11 protein-coding genes are annotated in these 16293 nt (G+C 61.4%); 4 read left to right on the forward strand and 7 right to left on the reverse strand.

Annotated elements, in window-relative coordinates; all coding sequences use genetic code 11:
• Positions 1-229: 229 nt before the first annotated feature.
• Positions 230-1162 carry a CRISPR-associated endonuclease Cas1 gene (gene cas1 / locus FGU65_RS11230; RefSeq protein ID WP_301664565.1) on the forward strand — a complete coding sequence of 311 codons (933 nt, stop codon included), beginning with the start codon at positions 230-232 and terminating at the stop codon, positions 1160-1162.
• Here the strand turns inward: cas1 and FGU65_RS11235 are convergent.
• From FGU65_RS11235 to FGU65_RS11255, 5 genes are all read right to left on the reverse strand, one after another.
• The gene (locus FGU65_RS11235; RefSeq protein ID WP_301664566.1) at positions 1147-1434 is read right to left on the reverse strand and encodes an acylphosphatase; all 288 of its coding nucleotides are present in this window, start codon (positions 1432-1434) and stop codon (positions 1147-1149) included. The two genes, cas1 and FGU65_RS11235, sit on opposite strands and share 16 nt — an antisense overlap.
• The gene (locus FGU65_RS11240; RefSeq protein WP_301664567.1) at positions 1431-4979 is read right to left on the reverse strand and encodes a hypothetical protein; all 3549 of its coding nucleotides are present in this window, start codon (positions 4977-4979) and stop codon (positions 1431-1433) included. Before FGU65_RS11240 ends, FGU65_RS11235 begins: the two co-directional genes overlap by 4 nt.
• Positions 4980-5205: 226 nt before the next feature.
• Positions 5206-6558, reverse strand: coding sequence for a phosphoglucosamine mutase (gene glmM, locus FGU65_RS11245; protein ID WP_301664568.1), 1353 nt, complete (start codon positions 6556-6558; stop codon positions 5206-5208).
• Entirely contained in the window at positions 6555-7319 is a 765-nt protein-coding gene (mobB, locus tag FGU65_RS11250) for a molybdopterin-guanine dinucleotide biosynthesis protein B (protein WP_301664569.1), read from the reverse strand. The genes glmM and mobB overlap by 4 nt, the downstream gene beginning before the upstream one ends.
• Positions 7316-7876: a DUF5806 family protein gene (locus tag FGU65_RS11255; protein WP_301664570.1), complete on the reverse strand. Its 561-nt coding sequence runs from the start codon at positions 7874-7876 to the stop codon at positions 7316-7318. The genes mobB and FGU65_RS11255 overlap by 4 nt, the downstream gene beginning before the upstream one ends.
• Before the next feature lie 2322 nt (positions 7877-10198).
• On the opposite strand from FGU65_RS11255, the gene xerA reads away from it, so the two are divergent.
• Both xerA and FGU65_RS11265 read left to right on the forward strand, forming a co-directional pair.
• Positions 10199-11116, forward strand: a complete 918-nt coding sequence (gene xerA, locus FGU65_RS11260) for a site-specific tyrosine recombinase/integron integrase (RefSeq protein WP_301664571.1) — start codon at positions 10199-10201, stop codon at positions 11114-11116.
• 630 nt (positions 11117-11746) lie between these two features.
• Positions 11747-12673 carry an SDR family oxidoreductase gene (locus FGU65_RS11265; protein WP_301664572.1) on the forward strand — a complete coding sequence of 309 codons (927 nt, stop codon included), beginning with the start codon at positions 11747-11749 and terminating at the stop codon, positions 12671-12673.
• Positions 12674-12675: 2 nt separating this feature from the next.
• On the opposite strand, the gene FGU65_RS11270 is transcribed toward FGU65_RS11265, so the two are convergent.
• Together FGU65_RS11270 and FGU65_RS11275 are read right to left on the reverse strand one after the other, a co-directional pair.
• The gene (locus FGU65_RS11270; protein WP_301664573.1) at positions 12676-13914 is read right to left on the reverse strand and encodes a carboxylate--amine ligase; all 1239 of its coding nucleotides are present in this window, start codon (positions 13912-13914) and stop codon (positions 12676-12678) included.
• A complete protein-coding gene (locus FGU65_RS11275) occupies positions 13911-14561 on the reverse strand; it encodes a PHP-associated domain-containing protein (RefSeq protein ID WP_301664574.1) in 651 nt (216 codons plus the stop codon). Before FGU65_RS11275 ends, FGU65_RS11270 begins: the two co-directional genes overlap by 4 nt.
• 314 nt (positions 14562-14875) lie before the next feature.
• On the opposite strand from FGU65_RS11275, the gene FGU65_RS11280 reads away from it, so the two are divergent.
• Positions 14876-16237 carry a mannose-1-phosphate guanylyltransferase/mannose-6-phosphate isomerase gene (locus FGU65_RS11280; protein ID WP_301664575.1) on the forward strand — a complete coding sequence of 454 codons (1362 nt, stop codon included), beginning with the start codon at positions 14876-14878 and terminating at the stop codon, positions 16235-16237.
• The last annotated feature ends 56 nt before the right edge of the window (positions 16238-16293 follow it).

Raw genomic sequence — 16293 nt, forward strand, 5'->3', positions numbered from 1 at the left:
CTGGTTGTCAGATGGCCCCGCATCGGGAGATATCCGGTCGTCGATACCCCGATGCGCGGGGGCTCATACAGTACAATTGCCCGCCGCACGCAGAAAAGGTTTGTCAAATGCTAACACGGTGCACGGCGGGGGATGCCGCTGCCTCTTCCCTGCTTTTTCCCATAGATCGATGGATTCATCAATGAAAAACCCCCACTTCTTCCGTTAAGAGCGACGGAGATACGAAAAAATGGACGAACCGGCGATACCCTGGCTGCCGGTCTTCGGGTACGGCAGCCACATCAAGGCCACTGCTAAAGAGCTGATCATTGCGCAGGGGAGCAGCAGCAGCCGGTATCCGCTCGGCGCCGTGGAGCATCTCCTCCTTGTGGGCGGGCACACGCTCCATACATCGGCGGTGGTCAACCTGCTCAAAGCCGGTTCCGCCATCTCATTCTTCGACATCGAGGGAAAACCGGTCGGGTATCTCCGTCCGCCCGGCTATGCTCGTGACGAGTGTATCCGCGAAGCGCAGAACCGGGCCGCCCCGCACCGGTACGCGCATGCTGCCGCAGTCGCTGCCGCAAAATCCCGCCTCCTCTTTATCGAAAAGGCCTGTGAGGCGTCGGACGATGCGATCCTCTATCAGGGCGAGCACCTCCTGCTGCACCAGAGCACGGGCGAGCTGGAGCACATGATCACCATGGCCGAGCTCCGCCGCCTGCACCGGCTGACGGCCGACATGTACTACGAGATCCTCTCCCGGATGGTGCCGGGCGGGCTCGGGTACCGGCGCCGGGCGTCACGGCCGTACCGTGATCCGGTCAATGCCATGCTCTCGCTCGGGTACTCCATGCTCTTTGGGAACTGCTGCGTCTCGGTCATCGGCGCACACCTCGACCCGGACAGGGGCATGCTCCACGAAGGGGCGGGAAGCCTTGTGTACGACATCATCGAACCGCTGAAGGTGACCATGGTCGACCGGGTCGTTCTCGGTTTTGCGCGCGAGCTTGCGCCGGAGGACTACGAGTGCGGATTGAACCGGTGCTACCTTGCGGACGGGTGCGCCCGCAGGCTCACCAAGGCGTTCCATGCCTCCATCGACCAGAAAAGCATCGATACCCAGGTTTCTCTCCTGCTGGACGCCCTCATGCAGAATCGCGAGTATCAGGTGCTGTACTGATACGGCTCGCGCACGATCGAAAATTCCTGGTATGCCGTGAGCGGTCTCTCCTGCTGGGAGAGTTCCCGGATAATGGCGCGGGGACACCCATACAGCATGGAGATGAACTTGTCGAGCAGGACGGGCTCGCCCGTCGCGACGATGCGGACGCGCCCGTCGGGGAGGTTCATGACTTCGCCGCAGACCCCGAGGTTCGTAGCGATCCTCCTGATGCACGCCCGGAACCCGACGCCCTGAACCCTGCCTGATATGAAGAGTTCGAGCGTCCTCACAACCAGTGCTCCTGGATGATGCGCATCGAGAGGTCGAGTTCGTCGTAAACCTCGTCCCGGATGGCCGAGTCCCGGATGTTCAGGGCCTCCGAGATGGCCATATCGACGATCTCCCTGCACCGGTTCTCGTAGCGTTCGGCGCAGATCCTGCAGGCCATATCCCCGAGAACGTATGCCCTGCGGGAGAGCGGCCGGATGATCCGCGCCTCTTCGAGGGCGCAGAGTAGCATCCGGTCCGCAAGTTCCTCCTGCCCGGCGCGCTTCGAGAGGAGGAAGAGCTCGGTGTAGTAGGTTGCCCTTTTTGCCCGGTCGGGTGCCGACCGGATGGCGCGGTCCAGCGAGATCATGTCTTTTGTCGTGTACTCCCCGGTGCGGATCTTGTTGCGCGAATCGAGGATCTTGCCGTAGACCGAGTTCTTCAGCGTCGGGGGCATCGCCTGCTCGAGCTGGATCATCAGGTTGTAACGGATCCGGTCGTCCGCAATGTTCGAGACCAGGTCGACCGCACGCTCCTGAACGGCGGGTTTCCCGCTTTTGCGGTAGAGCGCAAAGAGCATCTGCGCCATCCTCTGCTGGGACATGGCGGTGATGAAGGGTATCTGGACATGGCCGCTCGTCTCGTCCATGCCGCTCAGCACGTCACTGATATCCTCTTCGTCCCCGTATGTCTCGGCGAAACGGGCGATCTCAAAGAGCATCGAGAGGCGGACGTAGGGTGATGGAATGCTGACGACCGTATGGCACATTGCCGAGAGGATCTCTTTGCGCTGCGCCGGTTCGGTCACCATATCGAAGACCGCAGCGAGAGCATCGACGTACTCGACGGGATCGGTAATCCTGCCGACCTGCTCGACGGCAGTCTCCACATCCCCTTCCTGCCGGTCTACGGCGTGGATCGCCTTCAGCGCGTATATCAGGTTCTTTCTGACAAACGCTTCACGCTCTTTCTCGACCAGTTCCAGCGTTGCCTGTGCCTCTGCATAGTATGCTCGCGCATCCTGGACGTTCGTGCCCACCATCAGCCCGGCAAGATCGGCGAGCATCACCGACCGGATGTAGGCTTCGGGGATCGTAGCAATCGAACCTTTCAATTTCCGGATTATCTCTTCACCCCGCTGCATATTGCCGAGGGTGGTATAGGCGCTCACGATCCGGTACATCCCCGAATACTGTGCGTAAATGTTCCCGATCTGGTCGAAGAGCCGGTACATCAGCTCCAGCACGGGCGGCGTTGCGAGTGCCCCATCGATCGTTTCGAGGAGGTATGCCGTCACCTCGTAGGGGTCGGCGGAGTCAAACTCCCGCGTGAAGTCACCGAAGTAGGTCAGTATCCGCTGGAGCATTGCGTTCCGCTCGTACTCGCCGTCGATCTCCAGCGAGAAGAACGCCATGGGGATGGCAAAGACCGGGTCGCCGTAGACCTGGGTGTACTCGAGCATGATGTCGACGTAGCTGGCGATCTTGATGGAGATCTCCTCGCGGGGCGTGTTGGTCTTCAGGAGGTGGAGCGCAAGGTCGAACGGCTCCATCATGTGCTCAAAGACCCGGGCTCGCCCCTGGCTGACCTCCTCCGCCATCCGGAGGCTGCCGACCCGCACGTAGCCTTCGATGAGCGGATCGATCAGTTGCCGCTGCAGGGACGGGTCGGTGATCTGGGCGAGGATCTGGGTCGCCTCGTCCAGCGCCTGGAGCGAGAGCTGCTCGATGCCGTACATGATCAGGCCGTGGATGACCTTCCCCATCGCAAAGAGACAGTAGTCCTTCTCGAGGAGCGAACTCGAGAGCACCCGCATGCCGTGCAGCAGGTCGAGGTCGCCGTCCTCCACCGCCAGCACCGCCGCATGATCGATGATCCCTCCCATCGCCTCGGTCCTGGCCTGCGGGTTCTGGATCTCGCAGGTGAGGCCGGTCGCCCGGCGGAGCAGGTCGCGGTTCTTCTGGGTCACGCCGATCCTGGCCATCTCCACGACTATCATCGAGATTGCCTGCTCGCGGAGGTTCTGCTGGTTGATCTGGGCTGCCAGGTTGACGAGCGACGACGGGTCCATCTGCATGATGAACCCCCGCTCGATCAGGATGCTGTTGCATTCCATGAGGAGATGGTCCTGAGCGTGGTGCGACCGGACCAGTTCCTTTATAGCAGGGATATGCCTGATGATATCCTCGAACGAGTACTCCTTGCAGAAGTCCGTCACCGCCTGGTGGATCAGGGAGTCTGCAATATCGATATCCAGCATCGCAAGGATATTCTCTTTGACGAGATCGATCTCGTCGCGGTTGATCCCCTCTTTGATCAGGCGGACGCTGGTATCGAAGAACTGGGCGTTGATCCGCTGGACGCGGCTGCTCGCCTTCTGCATTACCTCGATCGCGTGATAAAAGTCTCCCATCCGCGAGAGTGCGTCGGTGATCTGGCGGTAGAGCTGGGTTGCCTTCGGTGCGTCGCAGGATGCATCGATGAGCGGCGTGATGTCCAGCAGTATCGACGGGTTGCCGCTCTTCTCCACCACGGCGATCCCGGAGAGGACGATCTCCTCGATGGGCAGCTGCCCTTCGCCGCCGTGCCGGGCGTTGAACTCGAACGCCCTCTCCAGGTACCAGCGCTCCCCGCTCCGCTCCGCTTTCTTTAAGAGTTCGAGAACGATCGTCTGGCCTGCGTAAGGCCGCTCTTCGTCGACCTTCAGCAGTTTGGCATAGATCTGCTTCTTGTCCCGCTGCCGGTCGAGGAGGTGCTCGGTCAGGATGGCGAGCACCTCCATGAGCCGTTCTTCGGGCATATCGGAGACCGCGTCGAGGACGTGCTCGATGTCGGCGATCTCTTTTTTCAGGGAGGATTTCCAGGTAGCGTCCACGATATCCGCGATGCAGTGCGTGCGGCGGATCTTCTGGTTGATCTCGGCGGCGCTCCGCAGGCCGGTGATGACGGTGTCAAGGTTCCCCTGCTCGATACCGATGGCGGCGATGGCGCGTGCGATATCTGCATGGAGACGGGACTGTTTGGAGATGTCCCCGATCTCCGCGAGCATCTCGAGAGCGCTGTTCATGATGGTGATGCTCTGCGAACGGGTTCCAAAATCGATGAGGAGGGGGATGATCTCGATGAGGATGGCGGACCGGTATTTGCGGATACTTATATGGTGAAAAGTCTCCCCGCCTTTCTGGATATAGTGAAAGTCACGGGTGTTGACGCCTGCCTGAAACAGGTCGCGGGATACTTCGGCCAGGATCTCCGACTGGTGGCTTTTGCGGTCGAGTTTATCGGCGAGGGTGAAGATCGCATCGAACCACGCATCGTCGGTGGTGTCCCGGTAGACGCCGGCTGCCCGCCGGATGAGGTCGTAGACCTCGGATTTCTCGGGTTCGATCAGCTGGCGTAAGAGGTCGGGCTGGTTTGTATCGAATGCCGCCTGGACGAGGGTGGCGTTCATCTCCTCATAGAGTGTTTTCTTCTCTTTGCGTGTCTGGGTTTCGGATATATCCCTGACAACCTTTTCAATCTCACGCACATCCCCCTTCGAGACTGCGGAGGTTATTTTCTGTTTCATCTGTGGATCACCAGTCATTTTGATCAGCGCTCTCCCGCCAGGTTCTGTATCATGCATGTCCGCTATTGAATAAAAATGTTGCCCTCATACCACTTGAATGTTCGCAGAGCAAAATCGGCCAAATATCGCCGAAATGTTCTGATTACGGGTTTGGCCGGGGCAGAGGATGTCCCGGCCGATCCAAGGTTTCAAGAGGTGGGATCCCGGAGGCGATCGGGTGCCCGCATCACGGCATACCGATGGCCTGCCGTATCTCCCGGTGCAGGCTCTCGGCAACAGCCGCATCCGCAGACTCGACCAGGATCCTGACCATCGGTTCGGTGCCCGACGCCCGGACGAGCGCCCAGACATCCTCCCGGACGATCTTGAGGCCGTCTATCCGCTCCTTCGCATCGTTTGGGAAGCCTGCGTCCACTGCTGCGACGAGCGCCGCCGGGTCAGGAATCCGGATCTTGTCCTTGATGAGGTGGTATGCCGGCAGCCCGTCGGCGGCGGAGGAGAGCCTCTCTCCTCCGCGTGCGGCAAGAACCGCCACCATCATGGCGGCGGTCATTCCGCCGTCCCGGCAGAACTGGTGGTCCGGATAGATCAGGCCGCCGTTTCCTTCTCCGCCGAAGGCGACCTCGATACCCTCGCCGATCAACTGCAGCATCCTCCGGGCGACGTAGATGCTCCCCACGGGGGTGTAATCAATGGTGCACCCGTTCTGTGCCGCCACGTCCTCGACAAGCCGGGAGGTGCTGACCGGTGTTACCACAACACCTTTGCTCTGCTTGCAGACGTAGTCTGCAACGAGGGCGAACTCCCGGTTCTCCTCAACATACCGGCCTTTCTCATCGACAAAGACCGCTCTGTCGGCATCCCCGTCGTGGGCGACGCCGAAGTCGGCACCCAGGCTCACCACCATCTCCGAGAGGCCCTGCAGCCCTTCGGGTGTCGGTTCGGGGAGCCGGCCCGGGAAGGTGCCGTCCATCTGTGCGTTTATGGTATGGACCCGGCAGCCCATCCGTGAGAGGATCAGCGGCGTCGTGATCGAGGCGGGGCCGGAACCGGGATCGACCACAACGGTCATGCCGGCGCCGATCTGCTCCGGGAAGTGACCGACGATGCCCCGGATGTACTCCTCGATCATATGGGGCGCCTCTGCCTCGCTTCCTACCCGGTCCCAGGACACGGCGCCGGCGCCGCCCGAGAAGTACAGGTCTTCAACCCTGACGGTATCCTCGTCGCCCATCTCGGTGCCGTCGGCATCGATGATCTTGACCCCGTTGTACTCGGGGGGGTTGTGCGACGCCGTGATCACGGCGCCGCCGTCGAAGTGCCGCCGGACCACGTACTGGAGTGCCGGCGTCGGCAGCACCCCGAGGTCCACAACGTCGCACCCGACCATCAGCAGGCCGGCCTTCACGGCGTGGGCGAGTGCTTCACCGGACGTCCGGGTATCTCTTCCGACGGCGATACGCCCTCTGCGGACCGTGCCGAGGGCCGCGCCGATCCCGAGGACCAGCTCGGGCGTCATAGTCTCCCCGACCACGCCCCGCACGCCGTTGGTTCCGAATAATCGTTTTGTCGCGCTCATACCGATTCCGTCTCCGGGTTGTGAATCTCACGCTTCAGCCGGTCGATGGCTGCCATAACGGCGGCGAATGCCTCCTGCCGGTGCTCTGCCAGTATAGCAAGATAGGTTATATCTTCTCCGGCATACAGTCTCCCTTTCCGGTGGTGGAAGCGGACGCCGATGATCCCCTCGACGCCCTCCATATCCTTTCTGATAGACTCCATCGTCGCATCGATGCTGTCGTCGAAGTCCATGTAATCGGTCCGTTCGTCGCCGGAATATTCGCGGACGATGCCGTTGAAGGTGAGGATCGCGCCTGCCCGGGAGACGTCGCACGCCGCTTTCAGTTCTTTCACCAGCCCCTCGATGGTGTAGTAATCCTCGAAGCGATCGAGGTCTGCGATGACATCCTCAACGGTCGGGTTTCGCAGCAGGACGTTCTCGGCGGCAAGATCGCCCATGACAATCTTCGGGAACGGTTTCGATTTGAGCCCTTCGATGATGGCGTACTCGATCCCTGCGTCGCAGAGGAGATGGAGCGCCTGGTCGAGGTCGGAGTCCCCGATCACGAAGACGGTCTTCTCTTCATCGATACCGCTTGCTATAGCAGCCCCCGCTTCATAGTACGCGGTCGTGTCTTTTCCGCCCTCCATGGCAAAGGTATGGTGGCCGAGGTGTTTGACCGCACCGACGCGGCCGCGTGTGCTCAGTGCCGCGATGAGGTCGCGGGCAAAATACGTCTTGCCGGTGTTCGAGAGCCCGACAATATGGATGACCTTCATGATGATTCCTCTTCCTCATGCTCTTCTGCAGTCTCTTCTTCGGCGACGCCCGATTCCGTCCGGGTCTTGAGGATGACCGAGGCCGCTTCGGCAACGCCCCGCATGACGTCGGTGATCCGATCCTCGATATCGATCTCGTCGTCGATCTCGAGCGCCGTTCCCTCGACCTCCAGGAGGAACCTGGCGACTTCGCTCGCCTCAAAGAGGATCTCGTCGAGCTCGTCGGCGGTGAAGAACCCGCACATCGCCCCGTAGAAGAATGTCGCTCCTGCTTTTTTTACCTTCTTTTTGAATGCGCTGCGTGCCTGGTTCACCGCCTGGGGCGAGTAGGTGTCGAGCATGAAGGGGCAGAGCTCGGGGAGGTGTTCGCCGATGTAGGTCATCTCGGAACCGTTTATCGTCTTGAAATCCGCACAGAGGCGGGCTATCGCCCATTCCCGTGCGGTGACGTAGGTGTGTTTGCGCAGGAACTGATTGACCCGCTCATAGGTGGCGCCGTCGACCTTCTTGAATTTCTGGTACTTGTTTGGGTCTTTCTGGTCTGCTGGTTCGCTCATTTTCTATTTACCCTCTGTCTGTTTTTGTATTTCAATGGCGGCGGTTTTCGGGTGCGCACTAGTGCAGCAGGATACGGTTCTGCCGGCGGCCGATCCGCCGTGCCGGGCGTCTCCGATGCGGCCCGTGCGCCGGTGGCGCAGAACGGACTGCACTGCTCTATGAAGGTATAGCAGCGCGTGGTTTATACGCTCTTCTGTTTTCGTATGCGGCTGCACAGGAGATCGCTTCCGGATGGGGCTGACTGCGTCGTATTCCCGCGAGTTCTTCCGCAGCGCCATGACCGAAGGGGGCGGTGACCGGGGGCCTTCCGGACATTCGCGAAGATCTTTCCCGGAGTGCATACCGGTAGCACGGCCTCTTCGGCCCGGGACGTTCACGTTTCTCCTGCGGCACTGCACGTGCCCCCGAATAGAACCGAGCAGGTTTCGGAGAGTCCGGCCGATCTGCACTGCCGTTGATCGCGGCTGGCCCGTGGATGCCTCGCTGTTTCGTGGAGCATTCCTGTTCTCCACCCGGGGTGAAAGCGGGCTGCCCGTCTGCCGGGATACCGTTTCTGTGGATCTGCCCCGCGGTGTTCGCGGCGCCGCCGACACTATGGGGGCGGGGCGTTTTCTGCAAAACCCGCGCCGACGGTACGGCAAGGCTTGTTTGCGGAGCTGGATTCGGTTTCACGGTGTGCCGGCCCGGAGGCCGATTCTCCATCTCCGAAACCTGTCCGGGTGCGGTTCCGTGTCTGTCCAATACTTCTCTCCTCATCCATCTTTCGGTCATGGTGCCGGTCTGGATGTCCCGACTTCCGGGTATGGGTGGGCTCTCGCTCTGGCGCCGGTCCTCCTTCGGGTAGGTTCTCTCCGGACATTCGGTCGGCTCCGTGTCTTCTGTTTTCTGGCTGCCTCCGGCATTGAGGTTACAGCGGCGGTTTTCCCACTGCAGTATTCGGTTTATCGACCGGCCGTGCGGCGGCGGGAGATCGATCGACGATCCCTTCATCGTGAACGTATAGCAGCATATGGTTTACCGACCGTCCGATCCGGGCTGCATCGCGATCCGATCTCGTCCGCGATCTGCCGATCGGGCGCATCGCAGCACGTTTCGATCCTGCTATGGCTGCGTGGCCATCTCCTTTTCTCTGGCGGTCCCTCCCTCCGCGATCTGATGGCCCGGAATCGGCCTGCGCGTGAGGTTCCCGGAAGCGAACTGAAACTATTTCGGAGGTTGGCTGGATCTGCGCTGCCATTTCCGGGTGATTCCCGGATCTGCGTGGGGGTGCCCCCTGTCGCTCCTCTCCGCATGCGATCTGCCCCTCCAGCCTCCGGCCGGGGCAGCCTTAGACGCATAAATGCAGGAACCGCCTGCATGAGGGGTGCCGGGTGTTTCCTGGGGCACTGCCGAAGCGTGCTGTGATCCGGATTCTCGTCTTCGATCTCTGAACGCCTGTGCGGCGAGGCTTGCGGTTCGGCATTCGTCCGTGGGTTTCGGGCGGCGAATCGGAGAATTGCTTTCGCTTTTCTTGCGTTTTCCTTTGTCAATTCTCGAAATGTGCCCTTTTTGCCCTGCTCGGCTTTCAGGCAGTTCAACGAGCGAACGGGCGATCTTCTTCGGTCTTTCCGTGTCGCGAGCTCTTTCTCCCTGCCCGGTCCTGAGATCTCCCTTTGCTCTGTGGGGATCGCTCCACCATTTCCGCCCCGTCACAATCGAAACCCGGATCGCGGAACGTCGTCGTCATTCGGTGGACGCCTCGTCTTTCCCGCTCGTCCCGTCCCACTCGGCCTGCTCCGGAAACACGTCCTCATATCGCCTCTCTAACGCCGGATCTCCTTCTCGCCCATAGTCAGGTTCATCCGTACCGCCGATCTGCCCTCTATCGGCTTCTACAGCGATCGTTTATATATGGGCGGCAGGAGCCTCTCGCGTCGGAGCGAAACGTCTCTGCCGGCACCCGATCACTTTCGCTCCGCACGGCCGGGAATTATTATCCCGGGCGTGAATTCTCTTTTCGGGGTCCTTCCCCGGGATCCCAGGGCGACGGCCCATACCTCCTAAACTTCGAATGAAACCACGATCAACTCCGTTCCGGCCATCCCATTCTTTTTCGCGGGATGGGTGTGAATCTCTTCATACTCCCTGCTTTTTGGCGTTTCTGCTGCCGAACCGATGTGCAGTATCAGATGCGCGGCACGGCTGTATCGTGACGGCGCACCACGGCGGGCAGGCGCCCGGACTGCCCTGTTCCGAATCCGGCGTTCGGCTGCGCCGGCAAGTGTCGCAGAACAGATATTCTGCGACAAATTTATGTGCGTTGGAATTTAACCAATTAAACGATGGAAAACGGCTTTTTCGAGGAATGGCTCAATCGCTTCGCATACTACCTCCGGATGCGGAATTACTCGCCGAAAACGGTCGAAAGCTACGACCAGACGGTCCGGCAGTTCGCCCGCTACGTCTGGCTCCGCCGGTCCGCCGACGGCGATGCCGTGTCATACGACGAGGATGATTTTGCGCACGCACGGCTCGATGCATCCGTCGCAGTCACGCCGGCACTGGTCACGGACTTCCTCTCCTACCTCGCCGGGCAGGGGTATCAGCCGCGGACGCTCCACCGCGTGATCTCGACGCTCTCGTCGTTTTACTCCTATCTCTACGCGCAGGGCGCCGTTCCGGCAAACCCGATGCTCGGCACGGAGCGGCCCCGCATCAAGAATCAGGAGCTCAAATACCTGAAGCACAGCCAGGTGCTCCGGCTCATCAACACCATCGAGGATGCCGAGGACCGTCTCATCGTGCGGCTGATCTACGCCACCGGCGTCCGTGTCTCCGAGCTCTGCACTATCGACGTCGAGGATATCGATTTCGAGGAGCACACCATCCGCGTCAAAGGCAAGGGCGACAAGATCCGGGTTGTCTTCATCGACGAGGAGACGCTCGCCGAGGTCGAGCAGTACATCGGCAATACGATCGTCGGCCCACTCTTCGTCGGCCAGCAGGGCAAACACATCTCGCCCCGCACGGTGCAGCGGATCTTCAAAAAATACGCGCCCGACGGGATCACGCCGCACAAACTCCGCCACTCCTACGCGAGCGAACTCTACCGCCGCTCCAAGAACCTCCGCGTCGTGCAGGAGAATCTCGGGCACACCTCGATCAAAACGACCGAGATCTACCTCCATACGGACATCGACGAGCGTAAACGCGTGTATCGGGAGTTCTTCCCCCTCTCGAAGAACGATCGCACTGAGTGATCGATCGTGTGGGATAAACCGGATGCTGCTATATTCGAGGGGGCTATCAGAGCAGATCGCCGTCCCGGTGCCTGCCGGCCGGTCGGCGTGAGCCGTCGCCGCACCGCGGGAGGCCTCGTGAGCAGCATACGGTTTATCGGCTCTCCGCTATGAGCTGTGAGCGCCCGTCAGGCAGGGAGGGCGTTTCTCACGAGCGCTACCCTTCGATACGGGGATTTGCGCGTCTCCCGCGTTCTTCCCCTGACCGCGCTTGTCCCGGCGTCTCCCCATGCCGTGGACCGTGGTGGCTAAGCGCCCCCGGGGTGGGGGCAGTCATGGCGACACCCGGGGGAACGCCGTGCCCCCCGAATACCCCGGATTGCGGTTATCCGGAGCAAGAGATGGAACCTCATCAAGTGCTTGGACCCCGCCGATAGCAACAGGAATGCAGTACACCCACAGGATACGGTAGCGTATATGGGCACGTCTCCTCCCCGCCCTGCGAAGATTCCCGCATCGGTTCCGCTTTCCGGAACGCTCGCGGCGATCCCGGGCCGGCCGCATCTCCCTGCTCTGCCTGCATGATTACTCCTGGCCGGACGCCTCCCGGAAGAGCAACTATGAAATGCATGGACGACCATTCTGTGTGATATGCGCTACATCGTCACCGGCGGTTCCGGGTTCATCGGGTCGAACCTCGCCGACGAACTGGCACGGGAACACGACGTCGTCATCATCGACAACATCTCGACGGGACGGCGTGTGAACAGCGAACACCTCCTCGAAAACGAGCACGTGACCTTCGCCGAGGGCAGCGTCACCGATCTTGCGCTCCTGCAGGATCTCTTCGCCGGCGCCGACGGCGTCTTTCACCAGGCGGCGATCCCCTCGGTCCCCCGCTCGGTGAACGACCCCATCTCTTCGAACGAGGCGAACGTCACCGGCACGCTGAACGTCCTCGTCGCGGCGAAGGACTGCGGTGTCCGCAAAGTCGTCGCCGCGTCGTCCTCCTCGGTCTACGGCGACACCCCGGTGCTCCCGAAGCACGAAGGGATGCAGCCAAATCCCCTCTCCCCCTACGCGGTCTCGAAGCTCGCGGACGAGTACTACGGTAAAGTCTTCTCCGAGCTCTACGGCATCCAGACCGTTTTTTTGCGCTACTTCAACGTCTTCGGGCCCCGGCAGGACCCGAATTCCGAGTACGCCGCCGTCATCCCGAAGTTCATCACCCGGCTCCTCGAAAACCGGCCGCCGACGATCTACGGCGACGGCGGGCAGACCCGCGACTTCACCTTCGTCCGCGACGTCGTGCAGGCGAACATCAGGGCGATGGAGAGCGATGCAGAGGGCGTCTTCAACATCGCCTGCGGCAGGAGGATCAGCTTAAACGACCTCGCCGCCACCCTGATGGATATCATCGGCGTCCGGGTCGACCCGGTCTACGAACCGGCGCGGGCCGGGGATGTCCGGGACTCGCTTGCCGACATCTCGCGTGCCCGCGAGGCCTTCGGCTACGACCCGCAGTACACCGTCGAGGAAGGGCTCGCCGAGACGGTGGACTGGTTCCGTCGGCACTAATCTCATTTGAGTGCGTAGGAGGTGCGGGGCGTCTCCAGTAGCCGGCGGTTCCTGCTCCTCGCCACCATCTGTTTTACCGAGTACGTCAGGCCGCGAAGACTGCCGCGCATCATCCCGAGCGCCGGGAGCGGGTCGTCGAGCGAGAGGATGTCGTCGTAGGCATCCGGGTAGCGGAGAAACTCCCGCACCGCCGCCCCTTTCTTCCTGCTCTTCAGTGAGGAGGCCAGCCAGAGAAGATCCCCGGTGACGAGCCACCGGCACCGCACGCCGACCGGGTACTCCATCGCCGGCGCGACGTCCCCCTCGCAGACGAGCCGGTGGAGGTAGTAGGGAAAATCAACCCCTGCCGCCACCGGCAGGGCGAGCGACCCCCAGAACCTGCCGTTCACCTCCATGAGTTTCGGCGTCCCGTCGCGTGCGTCCACCTTGAACTCCACCATGGCGACGCCGTGCCACCGGAGTTTCTCCAGCAGCCGGACGGCGGGCTTATGCAGGTCCTCACGGTAGATGCTCTCCCGCATGGTGCTCACGCCGCCGGCTACCGGGTACTCCCGGAGCCGCCGGTGCATGAAGAGAACCCGTGGCTCGCCGTGGTGGGTGAGCATCTCGACCCCGTATCCCTCTCCGGGGATGTATTCCTGGATGAGGGGCATCTTTCCACTCCTCTCAAGAATCTTTGCGGCGATCCCGGGGAGCTGCTCCCTGGTCTTCACGTAATTTTCATCGGTGACCTTGAGCGTGAACGGCCTGCCGTCTCTCCAGAGCGTCTTTGACCGCGACTTCACGACGACGGGGTACTCGATCTCGCCTTCGATCTCCGCAAGGTCGTCCATGCTCTCGACAAAATACGTCTTCGGAACCGGAACCCCTGCCTCGATCGCGGCACGGAACGTCCGCGCCTTATCCTGGGTCAGCAGCATCCGGTCGTAGTCCGGGTACGGCACCCGGGTGTACCGCTCGAGCCTCGTCTTGTAGTAGGAGATGGGGAGCGTGGTGATCTCGCGCGACGCATAGATCGCGTCGTAGTCCTCCTGCTGCAGGAAGTCTTCCAGCCAGGTAATGAATGCATGGCAGTCCTCCTGGGGATCCGGATGCACGACGCTCTTTGTGACATGCTTTGAAAGCGACGACGTCGACATCCGGTAGTGTTCGCCGGTATGGACTTCGATGCCTCTCCTGCCGAGCGACCGGGCAATCGCGAGGCTTGCCCGTTCGCCCCCGTCAGTGACAAAAACCCTCATATATGCACCAGTTGTTTGAACCGGGCTGCGCAGAGGCTGTAGCCGTTTGCGAGGAGATGGTTGCTGCACCGTCCGGTACACCGCCGGTCCGCCGAGAGCAGCGCTCTCCTGACCTCCTCGGGGTCGTTGCCGTCGATATCGATCTGCGTCACCACCCTGCCGATCTCCCAGCATGCGTGTGCATCGCTGCCGGTGACCGGCCGTTTGCCTGTGGCGGCACAGAGCGCCTCTGCCCGGGTATTCTCCTCCTGTCGTGATTTTGCATTGATGACCTCGACGAGGTCGACGGACGGGACGAGCGTCGCCGGATCGCAGCGTCTCCGGTAGGGGTGGGGAAGGACGACGAGACCGTCCTGGTCACGGATCCTGTCGACGACCTCGTAGAACGGTTGCGGTGCGATCTCCGTCTCGAGGAAGAGTCCGATGACGTCTCCCCAGTCGGTCTTGATCTCCATGCCGGGAACGACACAGATCTCATAGCGCCGCGATGCTCTCTGGATCTCGGAGCGTGCACTGGCGTATGCCGCCATCGTGTTGTGATCGGTTATCGATAGTACCCTGATATTGCGTTTATCTGCTGTTTTAAGGATTCTCTGTGGGCTTGCAAAAGAGTCGTACGAGTACTTCGAGTGTATATGCAAGTCCATATTCACTGTGATGCTCCTCGCGTCAGCATTATCTGGCTCATTTATATAGTTTTCCCTATATTCTTCTCCCTCGATAGAATCATCCGGCGCCGGGCTGCCCGGGAGGGTGCAGTTTCCTGCACCCGGGGTTTGCTCGTGTTCATCAGGGGTACAGGGCAGCGTTTCAAAACTTTCTGCACGACGGCAGGGGGAGCGCCGTCCGCGGTCTCCATCTCTGCTCCCGGATCGTCACCGTGCTGCCGGCGGAAGGTATCCGTGTATTTTTATTGATCTGCGAAGTATGTTCTATACACCCATCCCCGGAGCCGGACTCTATGAAGACACTCATCCTTGCAGGCGGGAGCGGCACGCGCCTCTTCCCGCTCTCCCGCGAACGCTACTCCAAACAGTTCATCCCGCTGGTCGACGACGAGTCGCTCTTCCAGAAGACGGTGAAGCGTGCACTGCTCTTCTCCTCGCCGCAGGAGATCGCGATCGTCACCAATACGGATCAGACCTTCCTGATCCGCGACCAGCTCGCCGAGATCGGGTGCGATTGTCTCGTTCTCGCCGAGCCGGCAGGGAGGAACACCCTGCCTGCCGTCTACTATGGGATTCGGGAGATCTCGGATCCGGGCGATCCCGCGACCGTTGCGGTGCTCCCCTCCGACCACCTCATCTCTGCGGAGAGCGAGTACAAAACCTGCATCCGGAGGGCGGAACGCCTGGCCACCGACCGGCTGGTGGCCTTCGGCGTCCGCCCGACATCCCCACATACGGGCTACGGCTACATCCGCCCGGGCCGGGACATCGGCGACGGTTATCTGGTCGACGCCTTTGTGGAGAAGCCCGACGCCGAGACCGCCGAGCGCTACGTGGCGGACGGCTACCTCTGGAACAGTGGGATGTTCCTCTTCGAGACCGATCTCTTCTGTGCCGAGTGCGAGCGGCACGCACCGGAGGTCTGCCAAGCGTTCGAACAATCCCTCGATGCTGCCTACGGCCAGACGCCGTCAGTATCCATCGATTATGGGATTATGGAGAAGACCGACCGTGCTGCGGTCGTCCCGCTGGCGGCGGACTGGAGCGATCTCGGGAACTTCGACGCGCTCTATGCGGTTCTCCCGAAGAACGGGGGCGGCAATGCCGTCCGGGGGGAGCATATCGGGCTCGATTCGCAGAACAACCTGATCATCAGCGACCGCCTGGTCGCGACGGTCGGCGTTCGCGACCTGGTTGTTATCGAGACGAAGGACGCGGTGCTCGTCGCCTCCCGGAGCAAGGCGCAGCGGGTTGGCGAGGTTGCAAAGATGCTGAAGGAGCAGGGGGACGATCGTGCCGAGTTCCACACAATGGTGCACCGACCGTGGGGTTCGTACACGACCCTCGAGGAGGGGCAGCGCTACAAGATAAAAAGGGTCACCGTCCCGCCGAAGAAGCGCCTCTCCCTCCAGATGCACCACCACCGCTCCGAGCACTGGGTGGTGGTGAAGGGTACTGCCGAGGTGACCGTCGGGGAGGAGCGCTACCTCCTCCGGAACGGCGAGAGCACCTTCGTGCCTGCCGGGACGCGCCACCGCCTCGCGAACCCCGGGCTGCTGCCGCTCGAGCTGATTGAGGTGCAGATCGGCGAGTACACCGGCGAGGACGATATTCTCCGCTACGAGGACGACTACGAGCGGGCGGATGTGCAGTGATCCCTCGCCGGTTTGCCCGGTTTTTTTTGTGCGGCCGCTCCCAGAACCATTATCTT

Source organism: Methanoculleus frigidifontis, assembly GCF_030464345.1.
Classification (GTDB): Archaea; Halobacteriota; Methanomicrobia; order Methanomicrobiales; family Methanoculleaceae; genus Methanoculleus_A; species Methanoculleus_A frigidifontis.

Bases quoted from the DNA above. Each gene is read 5' to 3' on its own strand.
- xerA (WP_301664571.1), top strand. From the start codon at position 10,199: ATGGAAAACGGCTTTTTCGAGGAATGGCTCAATCGCTTCGCATACTAC.
- FGU65_RS11240 (WP_301664567.1), bottom strand. From the start codon at position 4,979: ATGAAACAGAAAATAACCTCCGCAGTCTCGAAGGGGGATGTGCGTGAG.
- glmM (WP_301664568.1), bottom strand. From the start codon at position 6,558: ATGAGCGCGACAAAACGATTATTCGGAACCAACGGCGTGCGGGGCGTG.
- FGU65_RS11255 (WP_301664570.1), bottom strand. From the start codon at position 7,876: ATGAGCGAACCAGCAGACCAGAAAGACCCAAACAAGTACCAGAAATTC.
- FGU65_RS11275 (WP_301664574.1), bottom strand. From the start codon at position 14,561: ATGGACTTGCATATACACTCGAAGTACTCGTACGACTCTTTTGCAAGC.
- cas1 (WP_301664565.1), top strand. From the start codon at position 230: ATGGACGAACCGGCGATACCCTGGCTGCCGGTCTTCGGGTACGGCAGC.
- FGU65_RS11270 (WP_301664573.1), bottom strand. From the start codon at position 13,914: ATGAGGGTTTTTGTCACTGACGGGGGCGAACGGGCAAGCCTCGCGATT.
- mobB (WP_301664569.1), bottom strand. From the start codon at position 7,319: ATGAAGGTCATCCATATTGTCGGGCTCTCGAACACCGGCAAGACGTAT.
- FGU65_RS11280 (WP_301664575.1), top strand. From the start codon at position 14,876: ATGAAGACACTCATCCTTGCAGGCGGGAGCGGCACGCGCCTCTTCCCG.
- FGU65_RS11265 (WP_301664572.1), top strand. From the start codon at position 11,747: ATGCGCTACATCGTCACCGGCGGTTCCGGGTTCATCGGGTCGAACCTC.